The sequence below is a fragment of the Saccharibacter floricola DSM 15669 genome (assembly GCF_000378165.1).
Taxonomy (GTDB): domain Bacteria; phylum Pseudomonadota; class Alphaproteobacteria; order Acetobacterales; family Acetobacteraceae; genus Saccharibacter; species Saccharibacter floricola.
The window spans coordinates 277061-294319 of sequence record NZ_KB899333.1 but is presented as its reverse complement, the minus strand read 5'-3'; the positions used below and the strand labels follow the sequence as shown (position 1 = coordinate 294319).

The window sequence follows — 17259 nt, the reverse complement described above, 5'->3', positions numbered from 1 at the left end:
CCCGTTTCCCGTTGCGAGAAAAGAGAAAAACTTAATTAAAGACGATAGTTTGGCGCTTCACGCGTAATCGTCACATCATGCACATGACTTTCACGCAGACCCGCATTGGTAATACGGCGGAATTGCGTTCTCGTCTGCAAGTCAGCAATCGTTGCAGAGCCTGTATACCCCATACCTGCACGCAAACCACCGACAAGCTGATGTACTACAGCCGCCATACTCCCTTTATACGGCACTTGTCCTTCGATACCTTCTGGCACTAGCTTTAGGGCATCACGCACTTCAGCTTGGAAGTAACGATCCGCTGACCCTTGAGCCATCGCACCCATGGAGCCCATGCCGCGATACGCTTTATACGAACGCCCTTGATAGAGGAACGTCTCACCAGGGCTTTCTTCCGACCCTGCAAGCAGGGAGCCAACCATGACCGCATCGGCGCCTGCACCAATAGCCTTCACGATATCACCGGAAGTACGAATACCCCCGTCCGCAATCGCAGGGACATCCAGCTCATGACACGCAGCGGCTGTCTCCAGCACGGCAGAGAACTGTGGCACACCCACACCAGCCACAACACGCGTTGTGCAAATAGATCCCGGCCCAATTCCGATTTTAATGCAGTCAGCACCGGCCTTAATCAACGCCTTTGCAGCTTCTGGAGTAGCCACATTACCAGCGATTAACTGGACATGAGGATACAGCTCGCGCAGTCGAGAAACGGTTGTTAAAACACCACGAGAATGTCCGTGAGCCGTATCAACGACCAAGACATCCACCCCAGCTCCAGCCAACGCTTCAGCTCGGCGGAAACCGTCCTCTCCTACACCAATAGCAGCAGCACAAAGCAACCGCCCTTGAGAATCCTTCACGGCTAGCGGGTATGTCGTGGCCTTTTCCATATCCTTGACGGTGACCAGCCCGACGCAACGCCCATCATCATCCACAACGAGCAGCTTCTCAATGCGGTGGCGATGCAAAAGCTCACGCGCTTCAGCAGGGGATGCTCCATGCCGCACCGTAATAAGCTTCTCATGTGTCATTAAATCACGCACGCGCTGCTTTGGATCATCAGCAAAGCGCATATCACGATTGGTGAGGATCCCCACCAAGTGGCCCGTTTTTTCAACAACAGGAAGGCCAGAAATACCGTGATGAGCCATGATAGCATGCACATCAGCCAGTGTCTGGTCTGGCCCAACAGTCACAGGGTTAACGACCATCCCTGATTCAAAGCGCTTAACACGCCGCACCTGCTCGGCTTGCTCTTCCAAGGTCAGGTTTTTATGAATGACACCAAGGCCACCCTGCTGAGCCATAGCAATCGCCATACGCTCCTCAGTGACGGTATCCATCGCTGAAGAAAGCAAAGGGATATTAAGCCCAAGCTTACGCGTTAGGCGTGTCGTGGTCTTCACCTGTGCGGGAAGAACAGAGGATTCAGCTGGCTGCACCAGAACATCATCAAATGCCAAAGCATCCCGGACGCGCCCATAGAGCGTATTACTGTTGTGAAATTCTGTCATGAGCGAGGCCCCCGTTCCTGCAATCCCGTGGTGAAGAGTGGACGAACCAGAGGCCAAAGGCCCTCTGGCCATTGACAGGGCCTCATAACGCATAAAGCCCCTTCGAGGAAAGAGAATTCTTATGATTATTTGCAGAAAGGTTTTTTTGGCTGGGAGACCTGGATTCGAACCAGGGCTGACCGGGTCAGAGCCGGTAGTTCTACCGCTAAACTATCTCCCAAGAAGGAAGGCTCCATAATAGAGAGCCGTCTTCTCCAAACGCGCTTGGTAGATTGGCTGGGAGACCTGGATTCGAACCAGGGCTGACCGGGTCAGAGCCGGTAGTTCTACCGCTAAACTATCTCCCAAGCGGCGCGTTCGTTGGGGTTTTTAACGATCTCTACAAAAAAGTGCAAGACGTTTTTTATATTTTATCCTGAGTTTTGATCTTTCTCATTGCGCTTTATCACACAACCCTTCACTCTTTCCTCACCCGATGGGCGAAAGGTCGCTTATGTACACATTAACACCCTCATCAGCTTTAACGCTTCAATCCGATAAGAGCTGCACACCAATCTATGCTGCCATTGACCTTGGCACGACAAGTTGCCGATTGCTTGTTGCGCGCTATTCCTCGCGTGGTATCCATATTATTGAACGCTGTAGCCGCCCTGTTTTGCTCGGCGAAGGCCTAAGACACACAGGACGCCTTGCTGAAAGCGCTATCACACGCACACTTGATGCCCTAAAACATTACGCGCATCGCCTCAGCCGCCATTCACTCTCTGGTTTGCAAGTCGTCACGACAGAAGCTTGCCGTTACGCGACAAACGCTCAGGATTTCATACAACGCACCAAACGTGAAACTGGGTTAGATATACGCATCATTACAAGCCGAGAAGAAGCAGAGCTGGCTGTTGAAAGCTGCTCCTCTCTTCTTGGTCTCTCACCACAGCTGACACACCCAACCTCCCCAACGGCCCTCGCTAGTGCCGCACGTTTCCTGCCTAGCCGTACGCTTCTGTTTGATATTGGTGGAGGCTCAACGGAATTATCCTGGATCCGTCTTGACCATCAAGCCGACCGCCATCACCTCACTGGAACGACCAGCTTAAAGCTGGGTATTATGTCTTTGTTTGAACATTTTAGTCATTTGCCCAAACAATGCGCCTATGACGCAATGTTTGACTATGCCTATCAAAAACTTAAAACCTTTGAGGCGGTTCATTGCATTCGGAAAGATATTGAGCGCCAAAATGTTCGTATGGTCGGCACCTCAGGTATTGTGACCACCCTCGCCAGTATCGCACTTGAGCTTGACCGCTATCGCCGCTCCTCCATAGACGGGCTATGCCTTGGCCGTCAGACGCTGATGCATGCTCTCCATAAGTTAAAAAAAATGAGTCATAGCGATATGGGCCGCCATCCGTGCATTGGCCGACATCGTGCAACATTAATTCTATCAGGCTGTGCCATTTTTGATGCTATACAGTCTTTATGGCCTGTTGAGCGTATCATGATCGCTGATCGTGGCTTGCGTGATGGCATGATCGTGCGTATGGCCCGTGAACATCGTCGTTCTATTGGTCGCGCACGTCCTGCGCAGCGCTCTCATCGCGCCTCTTCACATTTGCCCGTAGGAGCTTTAGCTATTCCGCTATGAGTTCATCTCGTAAGCCCCCCTCTTCGTCCACGCCTCCGCGTATTCCCGGCAAGCCGCTCCGTCAGTCCCGCACCCCTGGAATGCGCGACCCACGTGATGACGCTGCCACGTCTAAAACGCAACGTAGCCAGCATGTAAAGCTGAAAAAGTCACGTGGCCGCACCCCTGCACAACAACGCTGGCTTAACCGGCAATTAAACGATCCTTACGTTGCTGCTGCTCGCCATCAAGGCTGGCGGTCTCGTGCGGCTTTTAAGCTCATTGAGATTGATGACCGTTTCCAAGTGATACGCCCGGGCTCTCGCGTGGTAGACCTTGGCGCAGCCCCTGGTGGGTGGAGCCAGATTGCCGTCAAACGTCAAGCTAGTGCTGTTGTCGGTGTGGATTTGCTCCCAGTTGATCCCGTCGAAGGGGCGGAGATCATAGAAGGCGACTTCATGGATGACGCCATGCCTGAGCGCCTAAAAACCATGCTGGGCGGCCCGGCTGATCTTGTGATGTCTGACATGGCACCAAACACAACGGGCCATGCTGCAACCGATCATATTCGTATTATGGGCCTCGCGGAAAATGCTCTGGATTTTGCGCTCCAAATCCTCGCAAAAGATGGCGCTTTTATTGCAAAGGTTTTCCAAGGCGGGTCTGAAAAACATATGCTCGACCTTATGAAACGATGCTTTGACACAGTCCGCCACGTAAAGCCGCCCGCCTCACGTAAAGAATCAAGCGAACTTTACGTTGTTGCCCAAGGGTTCCGCGGTCTTCCTACTGATGAGAACCCCTAATCATCAAGGGCTTCTGTATCGTCGATCATCGCCTGCACGCTCTGCATTAAAACGCGACGTTCGTGTTTGGCGGTGACATCGGCTAGTGTTACGTCATCGAGCACATCCATAAAAGCATGCTGCGCTTTAATCAGTGTCTGTTTCAGGCGGCACCCACCCACCAAAATACAACCAGACTGCGATTCGTTTGCCTGCATACACCCAACGAGCGCTAAGTCATCTTCTGTGCAACGCACCACATCGCCCAGCCGTATATCTTGGGCTGCACGCCCTAGGCGCAATCCTCCTTTGCGTCCCCGCATTGTATGGATAAACCCTGCCTTCCCAAGGCGATGCACCACCTTAACTAGGTGATTTTCAGACGCTCCATAAATACGTGCAACCTCACTGATAGACACAAGTCGATCTTTTTGCGTCTCAAGGTAAATAAGCGTTCTGAAGGAATAATCAGTATAAAGCGTCAGCCGCACGTGTCTCGCTCCTAGTATCGGGGGAGCCGTTGACTCCTAACAAGTGACTCTACTCGCTACCCTGCTCGTTGGGTGCGGTCAATCACGCATGATTGACAAAAGCCTCTCCCTCTGATTAAAGATGCATATAAAATATATCTTTTAGGATTCTCATCATGCCAACCCCTCTTTCAGAGAAAACACGATCAATCGTCACCGCCTGCGTTCCTGCATTAGAAGCGCATGGCCTCGACATTACGCGGGAAATGTACAAGCGCCTCCTTGCCGACAAAGCCATTGCTGATCTGTTCAATATGTCCCACCAAAAAGACGGTGAGCAGCCTAAAGCGCTGGCTTTTGCGGTGCTCGCTTATGCGCGGCATATCCAAAACCCCGCCCCTCTCCAAACAATGATTGAACGCATTGCTGAAAAGCATGTTGGGCTGAATATCCTCCCTGAACATTATCCTTTTGTTGGGGAAGCGCTCCTTGGAGCCATCGCTCATGTTTTGGGGGATGCCGCCACGCCTGACATTATGGAAGCATGGAAAGAAGCCTATTGGTTCCTTGCTGATGTGCTCATTGAACGTGAACAAACCCTTTATCAAGAGGATGCTGAGCAAGAAGGCGGTTGGGTCGGTTGGCGTCCCTTCCAAGTGGCTGAACGTCACGAAGAAAGCGCTGACGTTACCTCCTTTATCCTCCGTCCAACAGACAATCAGCCTGTGATGACCCATAAGCCGGGGCAATATCTCAGCTTCCGCTTTAACGTGCCAGGCGCGGGTGCAGAGCGCCGCAATTACAGCATTTCTTCAGCCCCATCGAATGCGTATTACCGCATTACAGTAAAACGTCAGAATCACGGTGTGGTCTCTAACTGGCTGCATGATACGGTTCGCGTTGGTGATGTCTTGGATGTTTCAGCCCCGGCCGGAGAATTCACCTTGCACCATGACACTGACCGCCCTGTCACCTTGGTGAGCCTTGGCATTGGTCTCACGCCAATGATCTCCATCGTGGAATCCCTCACCGCACAGACTTCCTCTCGTAAGTTTCACTACGTGCATGGCACACATAGCCCGCAGAGTGACGTTTTTGGTGATGTCATTCGTTCACTCGCCCGCAAAGGCAGCTTGAAAGCAGATGTTTTTTACAGCCATGACGCTCCAACTCAGGAAGAAAGCCCTGTGGAGATCCACAAGGGGCATCTCTCTTCTGAATGGCTCATTGGTCATCTCCTCCCTGAGAGCGATATTTATCTATGTGGCCCCTCTGCTTTCATGACCGAGACCATCAAAGCCCTGCGAGCCGCTGGCATTCCGCAAGAGCGTATTCATTACGACATCTTCGGTTCTGCCTCTGACCCGTTCCTCGCTACAGCAGCCTAACTCAGACTCCTTCAATAAAAGATGTGGGGATATTCCCCCACATCTTTATGAGGCTTCTTTTTCAGTCGCTTTAGGCGCCGCTTTTTTCTCACCTTTTTTGAGAAGCTTGCACAAAGACGTTAGCACCTTACGGGCCATACTGATCCGCACCGCATTAGTCATTTCCCGCACAATCGCCAATTTTTGGTCTGGGCGAATCTTCACCCCAGCGCGCTGATTCCTCGTCGCCCAGCGGATAAGCCCTTCAGCATTGGCGAATTTATTGCCACGGAATTGCAACACCATCCCTTTTGGCCCCGCTTCTACGCGTTCCACGCCAGCTTCACGCGAAAGCTTTTTGATCATGACCACATCAAGGAGGTTTTGCACCTCTTGTGGGAGAGAGCCAAAGCGATCCACCAACTCAACACGCATAGCTTCAACATCTGTCTCATCTTTAAGGGATGCAATCCGGCGGTAGAGCCCTAGACGTACAGACAAATCCTTGACGTATTCTTCTGGCAGCAAGACCGGCAATCCAAGAATAATGGATGGTGTCCAGCTTTCATGCTCAAGCTCGCCCTTACCGCGCATCTGTCTTAGGTCTGTGACAGCCTCTTGCAACATCTGCTGATAAAGCTCGATCCCCACTTCACGAATATGGCCGGACTGCTCATCCCCTAGAAGGTTCCCAGCGCCGCGCATATCCAGATCGTGAGAGGCTAAGGTGAACCCTGCTCCCAGGGAATCTAACGTCTGCATAATTTCCAGACGTTTGACCGATGTTGCTGAAAGTGTGCGATTTTGCGGCCAGGTAAGGTACGCATAACCGCGCTGTTTTGCACGCCCTACGCGCCCACGAAGTTGATAAAGCTGCCCAAGCCCAAACATATCGGCTCGATGGATAATGATCGTATTCACCGCAGGCATATCCAGCCCACTTTCTACAATATTAGTGGACAGAAGGATGTCATATTTCCCCTCTGAGAACTCTGCCATGACATTTTCAAGCTCGGCAGGTGTCAGCCGGCCATGCGCCTCCGTCACGCGCGCGTCAGGGACAATTTCCTTCAAACGATCGGCCATATGGCGAATATCGGTCAGGCGTGGCACCACGCAGAAGATCTGACCACCACGGAAGCGCTCTCGCTGGATCGCTTCACGGATCATGACGCGGTCAAAAGGCGTAATAAACGTGCGCACAGCCAAACGATCCGTCGGCGGGGTGGCAATCAGGCTCATTTCCCGCACACCAGTCAGAGAAAGCTGCAATGTACGGGGCAATGGCGTAGCCGACAGCGTGAGAACATGCACGTCCTCTCGTAACGCTTTAAGCTTCTCTTTATGAGACACACCGAAATGCTGCTCTTCATCAATAATCAGCATTCCCAGCCGATTAAAAGAGACCGTCTTAGCCAGCAAGGCATGCGTGCCGATCACAATATCAATAGAGCCTTCTGCAATCCCTTCACGCACCTTCGTGGCTTCTTTGGCCGTCACCATGCGAGATAATTGGGCAATTTTAACCGGCAGCCCCTCAAAACGCTTGGTAAAGCCAATATAATGCTGACGGGCAAGTAACGTCGTTGGCACAATAAGCGCTACCTGCATTCCCGACATGGCCGCGACAAAAGCCGCTCGCATGGCCACTTCAGTTTTCCCAAAACCAACATCACCACAGACGAGGCGATCCATCGGGCGGCCGCTATTCATATCTTCCAGAACATCGGCAATCGCGCGTGCTTGGTCGTCCGTCTCCACATATGGGAAGCGCGCGCAAAATTCATCCCACACGCCTTCTTCTGGCACCATCAATGGGGCCTGCTTCATCGCCCGTGCTGCTGCCGTACGGATCAACTCGCCAGCCATTTCACGCAAGCGCGTTTTCATCTTAGCCTTGCGCGCTTGCCAAGACGTGCCGCCTAAACGGTCTAACTGCACCCCGTCTTGTTCAGAACCAAAACGACTCAGCAGATCAATATTTTCAACAGGAAGGAGAAGGCGCTGCTCACCATCATACAAAACTGAGAGATAATCATGAGCAACCCGCCCTTCTCGAACGGTTTCCAGTCCAACATAGCGCCCAATGCCGTATTCTTCATGGACGACCAAATCACCTTCAGAAATCTCACCAATCTGGGTGATAAAGTCGCCCGTCTTTCGCTTTTTGCGTGGTGGCCGTGAGAGACGTTCCCCCAGTAAATCTTGCTCAGAAACAAACGCGTAACGGTCGCTTACAAAACCACGTTCAAGCCCCAAAACAACGAGTCCAGCTTGGGCTTTAGGCATCCCCGCTGCACTCTTCCAGTCCTGATAAACGCCTGCCTCTACACCATGTTCTTTCAACAAATGCGCAATACGTTCTTGAGAGCCACGGCTCCAGGCCGTCACATAGGTGCGGCGCCCTTCCTTAGCCCAATCTGCAACCTGACGACCAAAATGCTCAAACACGCCTTCACGCGCAGCACCACCTAAACTTGAGAACATAGGCCCTGGACGGTAGCCCGCATCAATTCCATCAGCCCCTTCTGGCTGTGCAAAAGGCGACAGCATAACCGATGGATGGCCCTTCACCATCGCTCCCCACCCATGTTGGGTGAGGTAAAGCCGATGTGGAGGGAGCGGACGATACGGCATTTCCCCATCTTGTGTAGCCGCACAACGCGCCTGATAATGATCGGCAATCATTTCTAAACGTGTGCTGAGGATGTCAGGCGTATCGCGTTCAAAACTCAGCGCGACGTTGGGCACATAATCCAGCAATGTTTCCATATGCTGGCCATCGCCATCGTGAAAAAGCGGCACGTAATGCTCTGCTCCTGCGGCATGAATCCCTTCTGAGATCTGCCGATACAACACATCTTGCTGCGCACTAACGCCAAACACCTCTCGCCAGCCCGTCTGAAAACGACTGATACTGGCTTTATCCAGCGCATATTCAGAGACAGGTGAGAGGCTAAATGTTGCCAACTCACGCGTAGAACGCTGAGACGCCACATCAAAAGCACGAATATGGTCGACCTCATCGCCAAAGAGATCCAACCGCACAGGTTCACTTGCATCAGCGGGGAAAACATCAAAAATTCCCCCCCGCGTCGCAAACTCACCGCGCTCCATCACTGTATCAACGCGCGTGTAGCCATTTCCTACCAGCAGCTCTGCCAGCATGGCCGCATCCAGCGTCTCACCCGCTTTTACCGTTACTGACTGCCCCGCGAATACCGCACGTGGTGGGACGCGCTGCACCAACGCATGCACGGTGCTCAAGACAATCCGCCCAGCTTTAGGAGCAGGCTCCAGCAATTGGCTTAACGTTGCGGAACGTTCAGCAACAATCGCCGGATTGGGGGAAATACGGTCATAGGGCAAACAGTCCCACGCAGGGAAACGTAACACGTCTACCTCTGGCACGAGCCAAGCCAGCATATCCGCCAGTGCCGCCATTGATGCATCATCACGCGCAACGTGGAGAAGAGGCCCATTATGCTCACTCAACCGACGCCGCAACAATAATGCCACAGACCCATCGGGTACTCCCCAAACAGTCGGACCAAAAGACGCAATCAGGGACGTATCGACAGACATCAGCAGGGCCTCTTCTTTACAGGAGTTCCGTTTTAAGGTGTGCACGTGCTATCCTATAGCTTCCCTGCTCCTCTCTGTCAGCCCAGAGGCTTCTTACAGCGATCCATGCCTATCTTGCCGCCTCCTGCCCTTTTGGAACCTCTTCTGGCTCCTCTGGCCTCCCTAGCGTCTATCGGGCCACGTCACAGCACCTTATTAAGCAAGATTAGTGAGGGAAAACGGGTGATTGACCTGCTCTTCACCTTGCCTGAAAAACTCATTGACCGCCGCGAGATTCTGACCGTCGCTCAAGGACATGACCTCGTCCATGGCGACATTCTCACCAGCCGTGTGAGGGTTGTCAGCGTGCGGCGCCCACAACGCCCCTCACAGCCCACCACACTCATCACGGAAGATGAGACAGGGCCGCTTGAAATCGTCTTTTTCCAGAAGAACAATCTTTTCCTACCCCCTCCCGGCACAGAGCTTCTCGTTTCTGGGAAAGTCAGCTTTTACCGCGAACGTATTTCGCTTTCTCGTCCAGACCATATCCATCTCTGGGAAAGACGCGAGAGCTTCCCTTGGCTTGAGCCCGTCTGGCCTCTCACCGCTGGGCTTTTCCCCTCCACCGTACGACGCGCTATGAATGCCGCCCTTGCCTGTATTCCAGACCTTCCTGAATGGCAAAGCCCACAGCTCATGGCCAAACAATCTTGGCCGAGCTTTCATGAAGCCCTCACTTGGGTACAGCAACCCACCTCCCTCCCACGCGATACTGATCCAGCTCCCCTTCTAGAACGTGCACGCGCTCGCCTTGCAGCCGACGAAGTGCTGGCTGATCAGCTCTGTTTAGGTCTCGCACGCCGCCAAGCCCAACATCGCCCGGGCCGTGCTCTCAAAGGCGATGGCACATTACGCGCTCAACTCCGTGAACGCTTCGGCTTTCCTCCAACCGATGCGCAAGAACGCGCCATGGCAGAAATCGCCGCTGATATGGAAAAAGAAACCCCTATGGTGCGCCTGCTGCAAGGTGATGTGGGGTCGGGCAAAACATTTGTCGCTATGATGGCCATGCTTCACGCTGTTGAGGCAGGCACGCAAGCCGCTCTCATGGCCCCGACAGAAATCCTCGCTCAACAACATGCAGAAACCCTCTCGCGCCTCATGGGTGTTCCCTGCGTGTTCCTCAGCGGGAGCGTCAAGGGCAAGGCCCGGCGTGCCGTACTCACACACATTGCAGAAGGCTCTGCAAAAATTATCATCGGCACTCATGCCCTTTTTCAAGATGGCGTTAGTTTTGCCAATCTTGGCCTCGCTGTCATTGATGAGCAGCACCGTTTTGGTGTGGAACAACGCATGAAGCTCAGCGCAAAAGGCACAGCCACAGACCTACTGGTTATGACCGCTACACCTATTCCACGCACGGTTCAGCTTATGGAATGGGGAGAAATGGGCGTCAGCCGCCTTGATAGCAAACCGGCGGGTCGTCAGCCCATCCACACCACCGTTCATGACATGGCAAAAATGGACGATATTCTAGCAGGCATCCAACGCGCTCTGGATCGCGGACAGCAGATCTTTTGGGTCTGTCCTCTCATTGAAAATAGCGAGACCCAAAGTGCCGCTGCTGCCGAAGAACGCTGGGCGAGTCTTACCCAACATTTCGGGCCTATTGTTGGTCTCGCCCACGGACGACAAGACCATGCCGTACGTCACGACGCATTAGATCGCTTTAAAGAAGGCCAAACCCGCTTGCTTGTCGCCACAACTGTTATTGAAGTGGGGGTGGATATTCCCAACGCCACGATCATGGTGATCGAACAAGCCGAACGCTTTGGGCTCGCCCAGCTTCACCAGCTTCGTGGACGTGTGGGCCGTGGAAGCGCCCGTTCCTTCTGCCTGCTTCTCCATAGCGCGGAAACCACACCGAATGGTCAGAGGCGGCTAAGTCTCCTGCGCGATACAGAGGATGGTTTTCTTATTGCTGATGAAGATTTTCGTATTCGCGGTGGCGGTGATTTAGCAGGTCATCGCCAGTCAGGCTTACCGGGCTTTCGGTTATCAAGTGATATACGGCTCTCACTTTATGCCAATATGATGGCAAAAGACAGTCAAAGCGAGTTAGAGCGCAATCCAGATCTCAGCGGAGATCGCGGCGAAGCCCTGCAAACACTTCTTTATCTTTTTGATCGTGCCCAACCCGAGCGGCTTCTTGTTTCTGGATAAAGAGTTTATCAAGCTTTTACTTACATATTATTCTGCAATAATAAATTTACGATATACCATTTTGTGAAATGCCGAATATAATCAATGCGAGAATATGTATTTTTTTTATTTTCTTCTAGAAGTTTTAAATGAAGTCGTGTAGCGTCTTCCTTGAGCCCTTCGCTATCATAGCAAGGGACATTACAGACCCCGGAGGTCGTAGCATAGCGCTGCGCCCTTCTATTTGACCCAGTATTCCGGGACGAGACCGTTGAGAAATAATAGAACCGACCGCAGCTCATTCTCCTCACGCCGCGGCGGATTTGACCGCGACTTTGGCAGTCAACCTTCCTACTTCGATGATAATAGTGGCTTCGGCGCCCCTCGTGGCGGCGGCGGATTTGGCGGCGGACCACGCCGCTCCGGCGGTGGCCGTGGTGGCCCACAAGTCGCTGCGACAGGCCCTGAAATCAGCGCTACTGTTAAATGGTTCAACACAGAACGTGGCTTCGGCTTCGTTGGCTTGAGCGATGGTAGCGGTGATGTCTTCCTTCACGCGAACACATTAAACGATGCTGGCCACGCAGACCCAGCCCCAGGCACAACGCTGGTTGTCCGCATTGGTCAGGGCCCTAAGGGACGTCAGGTTGCAGAGATCGTCTCGCTTGATGCAAGCACGGCTGAACCTGAAGGTTTTGCTCCGCAACGCCCTCCACGTCCGCAGCAGCCACGTTTCTCACCAGCACCTGACATGTCTTCTGCTGAAGATGTACGTGGAACTGTGAAATGGTATAATGCAACCAAAGGCTTTGGCTTCATTACACCAGACGATGGCGGCAAGGACATCTTTGTTCATGCATCAGCGCTCGGTCGCTCTGGCCTTGAGACGTTGATGGATGGCCAAACCACCAATATGAAGGTCATTCAGGGCCGTAAAGGTCCAGAAGCTGTTCAGCTTACCTCTGAATAAGACCTAAAAAAGGGCCCCTCGTCACAAAGACGATGGGGCCCTTTTTGTATCAAAAACATCAAAAAACCAGTCTTAGGCATTAGATCCACCGTCAAATAAGCTTAGGGAAATATATTCCCTATTAATATATGTATTTATTCTCCCTCCTACCTCTCAAAAATGAGACATGCTCCCTCCTTAGGTTTGTTAGGCTCAGGATCCATTGATTAAAACCATAAGTGACTGATGCAGCGAACGCGATAACGAAGAAGAAAATTGTTGGGTCTTTCTCGCAGTGAGTCGCAACACAGCTCTAGTCCTTGAGGCGTCCAAACATGATCTCGATGCAGTTGCGCCGCTTTTGTAGCGTCGCTTACCTTATAGACGACCTTGTTCCGGGATTTTCGGCCCATGATGCAGGGCTTGAGCAACTCATCAAGCAGAGCAGAAACACCGATATAATCCACTGACCTGGCCGACGGTCATAAAGATGCTCAAAAGGTGGCCTTCAGATGGGTTCGTCGATCATAACCGTTTTGCGCTCGGAGCCCTAAGGCTTAGCCAGGCCCTCCATCATTCGCAGGAAAATACCCTTGTCTCTCCAACGCTTCCAGCAATTATAGAGCGTTTGATGTGGCCCATACTCTTTTGGAAGCATCTCACCAACGCAGCCCATGGTGATTGACGAAGATAATGCCGCTCAGCACCCGACGATCAGCCATGGAAAATAGGCTCAAGCCGCGCCATATGCTCTGCTGCTGTCAGCCAATCTATTTTGCTCGTTCCTCCATAAAACCCTGAACCATATCAGCTCTATAAATTCAATGAGCCCTAAGCCTAAACAAACAGAATAAAGCTCGGCGGCATTTTAGTTTAGAGTCTGTTCGGCCTTACAGCCTTGGTTCTAAAGCCTCCACGTAAGTAAGCGGCCAAGAGCCGCACGATCCCTACGACGTTTTCTATATCACCCTATTTTAGCCACCCCAGCCTCTGTGTGAGAAACGCAGATTGTCGTACCATCAGTGAAGGTCATGCCCAGTGACGAGGGCTTACTCCTAACCATCTCAAAAAGACGCTGCCATACGCACCATTTCGACCATCGGAATGAACATTGAGCTGTAATCCACCAAAGGCCAAACTCAGAAGGAAGGAAACGCCATAACGCCATTTCGCACCATTCTGGTGCCGGCCAAAAATCGCGGGTACCGCAAGGTCTTCCCCCCTTCGGACGGACTTCCTTGATCAGAAGCCCCCAGAAAGAGCAGCTCTAGTCATAAAAAACTGACTGAAGCATACTCATCTCAAACCGTTACGTAGTTCGCGCTGCCATTCAAGGCCTAGCAACCTTTCCTACTTTGCCCCTTTAACAATGACCCGCCCAGCACTTTGAGACGATTAAAGGAAAGAGAGCTTCTCCTCCAATAACTATGCAAGACCTCTCTCCGACAATAGGAGAAGATCAAGACGATATAGACTCGTCCACTCTTCAAAAAAGAGTGCCCATATGGCTCTTCTTATCTCTGAGGTATGAGATCAGATATCAGGTTCTTCACGCCATCCTACAATAACCCTCATAGAGACAAATGTGGCGGCCAAACCCGACAAGCCTGTAAGGGGAACCCCAGCCACGGCGGAAGGAGAAAAGTTTCTCCTCCCTATCATGACCCCGCAGACAAGAGTTTAATAATCTCCACCCTTATTGCGTAGTAGCCGCGCTTTATCGCGCTGCCAGTCTCTATCCGCAATGGCCCGGCGCTTATCTTCTTTTTTACGCCCAAGCCCTAAACCGATCGTCACCTTTGCAACACCGCGTGCGTTAAAGTGAATATCGAGTGGCACCAATGTCGCCCCTGAACGGGTAATCGCCCCGATAAAATGCCTCACCTGCTTACGATGGAGCAGAAGCTTACGCGGTGCACGCGTATCAAAACGCGACAGCACACCACCCTGATATTCCGGAATATAGGAGTTGATCAGCCACAACTCACCATCACGCTCAATCGCGTATGCTTCCGTCAGAGCGGCACGCCCTAGGCGAAGGCTCTTAACCTCCGCCCCTTTAAGGACGAGGCCCGCTTCAACCGTTTCTTTGATCGTGTAGTTAAAGCGGCCTTTCCGATTTTGCGCGGCGATCCCATGCGAGATCATGCCGCTCTTTGCTTTTTTCTTTGCTGCCATAATGCTTTCTTAGTCTAAAAGACCCAGCGATCTAAGCGCTGCATCCACCTGTTTTTTCGTTTCTTCGCGTGGTTCCACCAACGGCAAACGCAATGTTGCCTCACAATGCCCCAAACGAGACAGCGCATATTTCACCGGAGCCGGGCTGCTTTCTGCAAAAAGAGCATCATGCAGCGGAACTAGGCGGTCTTGCAGCGCAATAGCCTCCTGCACCTTACCTTCCTGCCACAAACGATGCATCTGCGTGCACAACTCCGGCACCACATTTGACGTCACACTAATGCAGCCATGCCCACCAGCGGCAAGGAAGGAAAGCACCGTGCCATCTTCACCAGAAAGCTGATTGAACGCTGCACCCGCTAGACGACGCACTTCAATGGGGCGATCAAGGTTCGCCGTAGCGTCTTTTGTGCCTACAATATTCGGGTGTTTTGCAAGCCGTCCCACCGTTTCAGGGGTAAGGTCCACAACAGAGCGCCCTGGAATGCAATAAAGCCACAAAGGCAGAGACGTTGCATCAGCAACCGTCATGAAATGGCGATACAACCCTTCCTGCGTAGGTTTGTTGTAGTAAGGCACGACGACGAGAATCGAATCAGCGCCAACAGACTCCGCATGCCGAGCCATTTCCACCGCTTCACGCGTGCAATTAGAACCAGCACCCGCCATCACCTTCGCACGGCCATTAGCCACTTTGACGCAATGTTCCACCACAGCAAGATGCTCATGATGGGTTAAGGTCGGGCTTTCGCCGGTGGTTCCAGAAGGGATAAGCCCCGTTGTCCCGGCCAAAATCTGACGCTCAATCAAGCTAGTCGCAGCGTGCTCATCCAAACTGCCATCCGTTTTCATCGGTGTGACAAGAGCCGTTAATGAACCGCGATACTCGTTATTGATGATGTCCGCCATCTCTTCTCTCCGCCCAATCTCTCTATTCTTTCTGGTCTCATAACACTGAAACCATTTTGGCTATCTTAGACACTCTCTTTCCATTGGTAGAGAGTGATTTATCGTTTACATGGCCTTACGAAACTCACTGCGTCGATAGACACCGAGTACCCGGCTCTCATGATGCTCGTCTGCAAGCGCTGCTAACGCGCCTTTAAGCGCTTGCGCTTGAGGATGCCCCTCGACATCCACCAGAAACTGAGACGCCGCAAAAGAACCATCTAACATATAGCTCTCAATACGCGTCATGTTGACCCCATAGCGCGCAAAACACCCTAAAACACCATAAAGTGCACCAGGCTCATTCGTCACCTTCACCAACAAAGTCGTCATTGCTGCTTCTGGGAGAATATCATCTACCGGGGTTTCTTGGCGTGTAACCCGGTAAAAACGGGTCGTATTATGAGCGGCATCTTCCACGTTGCGTGCCAACACCTCAAGCCCGTTAAGCTCCCCAGCTAAAGAAGAAGCAACAGCAGCCTCTTCAGGCTTCCCCCAGCGCGCGACCATTTCCGCCGCTCCAGCCGTATCGAACTCCGTCACCGCGTCAAATTTATATGTCGCAAGTAAGGAGCGCACCTGCGCCATCGCTACTGGGTGTGTATGCACGCGCTTGATCGTCTCCAGAGTCGTCCCTTTGACGCCAAGCAGGCAATGTTCAATCCGCTGGAAATGCTCACCAATTATTTTTAACCCTGATTGAGGCAAAAGTGCGTGAATTTCGGCGACCCGTCCCGCGAGCGAATTTTCACACGGCAGTAACGCCTCGTCAGCTTTCCCGTCCCGCACCGCATCAATCGCATCCGCAAAGCTGCGGCATGGATAGGTCTCCCACCCCGGGCGCACGATACGGCATGCAAGGTCTGAATACGCCCCCGGCCTTCCCTGAAACGCGATCACACTCATGCTATTATGGCCCTTACTTGTTCGAGGTCTTCTAACGTATCTACTCCAAGCGGAGCATGAGCGATTCGGCTACAGCCAATCGCCATCCCCGCTTCTAGTGCACGCAACTGCTCCAGTTTCTCACGCTGTTCTAACAGAGATGGAGGGAGGGAGACAAAACGCGCTAATGCCTCTCTCCGCCACGCATAAATCCCTACATGATGCCATAAAGGGCCTTCACCCCACGGCACAGCATGGCGTGAAAAATAGAGCGCCCGCGCACTCTTCTGCTCGTCTCCAAAAGCGCAAACTGCTTTCACCACCGACTCGACAGAACGCTCACGCTCGGTATCAATCAACGTTACCAATGTCGCTAAATCATAAACGCGGCTATCAGCAAGAGGGCGTAAAACGGCGCTTAAGTCGCCTCTCCGAATAAGGGGCAAATCCCCTTGGAGATTAATCACCACATTATAGTCACCCTGCGGATCTACCTGCTCTAACGCTGCCTGCACCCTGTCTGAGCCACTGGGGAGGTCAGGGTCTGTAAGCACAACGCACACACCCTCTATGGGAGCCACGGCCTCGGCAATCTCTTTGTCACCTGCGGCCACCACAACAGGGCCAAGACGAGCTTTCAGGGCCTGTTCGACCACTCTAACGATCATAGGACGCCCAGCAATATCAGCGAGGGCCTTGCGCGGAAGGCGCGTGGAGGCAAGTCTGGAGGGAATAACAATAATAGGACGCATAGCTTTCTTGAT

12 protein-coding genes, 2 tRNA genes and 1 pseudogene are annotated in these 17259 nt (G+C 52.5%); 5 read left to right on the top strand and 10 right to left on the bottom strand.

Annotated elements, in window-relative coordinates; all coding sequences use genetic code 11:
- Positions 1-35 precede the first annotated feature (35 nt).
- The 3 genes from guaB to F457_RS0101275 all read right to left on the bottom strand — a co-directional run bounded on the left by guaB (position 36) and on the right by F457_RS0101275 (position 1870).
- On the bottom strand, positions 36-1523 hold the full coding sequence (guaB, locus tag F457_RS0101285; RefSeq protein WP_026294076.1) for an IMP dehydrogenase: 1488 nt from the start codon (positions 1521-1523) through the stop codon (positions 36-38).
- A gap of 146 nt (positions 1524-1669) precedes the next feature.
- A tRNA-Gln gene (locus tag F457_RS0101280) sits at positions 1670-1743 on the bottom strand.
- Positions 1744-1796: 53 nt separating this feature from the next.
- Positions 1797-1870, bottom strand: a tRNA-Gln gene (locus F457_RS0101275).
- Positions 1871-2016: 146 nt separating this feature from the next.
- Between F457_RS0101275 and F457_RS11830 the strand changes: the two genes are divergently transcribed.
- Both F457_RS11830 and F457_RS0101265 read left to right on the top strand, forming a co-directional pair.
- Positions 2017-3165 (top strand): Ppx/GppA phosphatase family protein, encoded by a 1149-nt coding sequence (locus F457_RS11830; protein ID WP_018979318.1) that lies wholly within the window; start codon positions 2017-2019, stop codon positions 3163-3165.
- Positions 3162-3950, top strand: a complete 789-nt coding sequence (locus F457_RS0101265) for an RlmE family RNA methyltransferase (protein WP_018979317.1) — start codon at positions 3162-3164, stop codon at positions 3948-3950. Before F457_RS11830 ends, F457_RS0101265 begins: the two co-directional genes overlap by 4 nt.
- On the opposite strand, the gene F457_RS0101260 is transcribed toward F457_RS0101265, so the two are convergent.
- Positions 3947-4420: an Rrf2 family transcriptional regulator gene (locus F457_RS0101260; RefSeq protein WP_018979316.1), complete on the bottom strand. Its 474-nt coding sequence runs from the start codon at positions 4418-4420 to the stop codon at positions 3947-3949. The two genes, F457_RS0101265 and F457_RS0101260, sit on opposite strands and share 4 nt — an antisense overlap.
- 155 nt (positions 4421-4575) lie before the next feature.
- Here F457_RS0101260 and hmpA point away from each other — a divergent pair, with 155 nt between their 5' ends.
- On the top strand, positions 4576-5787 hold the full coding sequence (hmpA, locus tag F457_RS0101255) for an NO-inducible flavohemoprotein (protein WP_018979315.1): 1212 nt from the start codon (positions 4576-4578) through the stop codon (positions 5785-5787).
- Positions 5788-5832: 45 nt separating this feature from the next.
- On the opposite strand, the gene mfd is transcribed toward hmpA, so the two are convergent.
- The gene (gene mfd, locus F457_RS0101250; protein WP_018979314.1) at positions 5833-9351 is read right to left on the bottom strand and encodes a transcription-repair coupling factor; all 3519 of its coding nucleotides are present in this window, start codon (positions 9349-9351) and stop codon (positions 5833-5835) included.
- 105 nt (positions 9352-9456) lie between these two features.
- Here mfd and recG point away from each other — a divergent pair, with 105 nt between their 5' ends.
- Complete coding sequence (gene recG / locus F457_RS0101245; protein ID WP_018979313.1) at positions 9457-11556, top strand: ATP-dependent DNA helicase RecG; 2100 nt, start codon at positions 9457-9459, stop codon at positions 11554-11556.
- 250 nt (positions 11557-11806) lie between these two features.
- Positions 11807-12505, top strand: coding sequence for a cold-shock protein (locus tag F457_RS14270; protein WP_018979312.1), 699 nt, complete (start codon positions 11807-11809; stop codon positions 12503-12505).
- Between the two features lie 538 nt (positions 12506-13043).
- On the opposite strand, the pseudogene F457_RS14350 reads toward F457_RS14270, so the two are convergent.
- The 5 genes and pseudogenes from F457_RS14350 to F457_RS0101210 all read right to left on the bottom strand — a co-directional run.
- Positions 13044-13231 (bottom strand): annotated as a pseudogene (locus F457_RS14350) (transposase); the annotation flags it as partial.
- A gap of 933 nt (positions 13232-14164) precedes the next feature.
- Complete coding sequence (gene smpB, locus F457_RS0101225; protein WP_018979309.1) at positions 14165-14662, bottom strand: SsrA-binding protein SmpB; 498 nt, start codon at positions 14660-14662, stop codon at positions 14165-14167.
- A gap of 9 nt (positions 14663-14671) precedes the next feature.
- Entirely contained in the window at positions 14672-15571 is a 900-nt protein-coding gene (dapA, locus tag F457_RS0101220) for a 4-hydroxy-tetrahydrodipicolinate synthase (protein ID WP_018979308.1), read from the bottom strand.
- A 105-nt stretch (positions 15572-15676) separates the two neighbouring features.
- Positions 15677-16516, bottom strand: coding sequence for a prephenate dehydratase (locus F457_RS0101215; RefSeq protein WP_018979307.1), 840 nt, complete (start codon positions 16514-16516; stop codon positions 15677-15679).
- Complete coding sequence (locus F457_RS0101210) at positions 16513-17247, bottom strand: 3-deoxy-manno-octulosonate cytidylyltransferase (RefSeq protein WP_018979306.1); 735 nt, start codon at positions 17245-17247, stop codon at positions 16513-16515. Before F457_RS0101210 ends, F457_RS0101215 begins: the two co-directional genes overlap by 4 nt.
- Positions 17248-17259 lie beyond the last annotated feature (12 nt).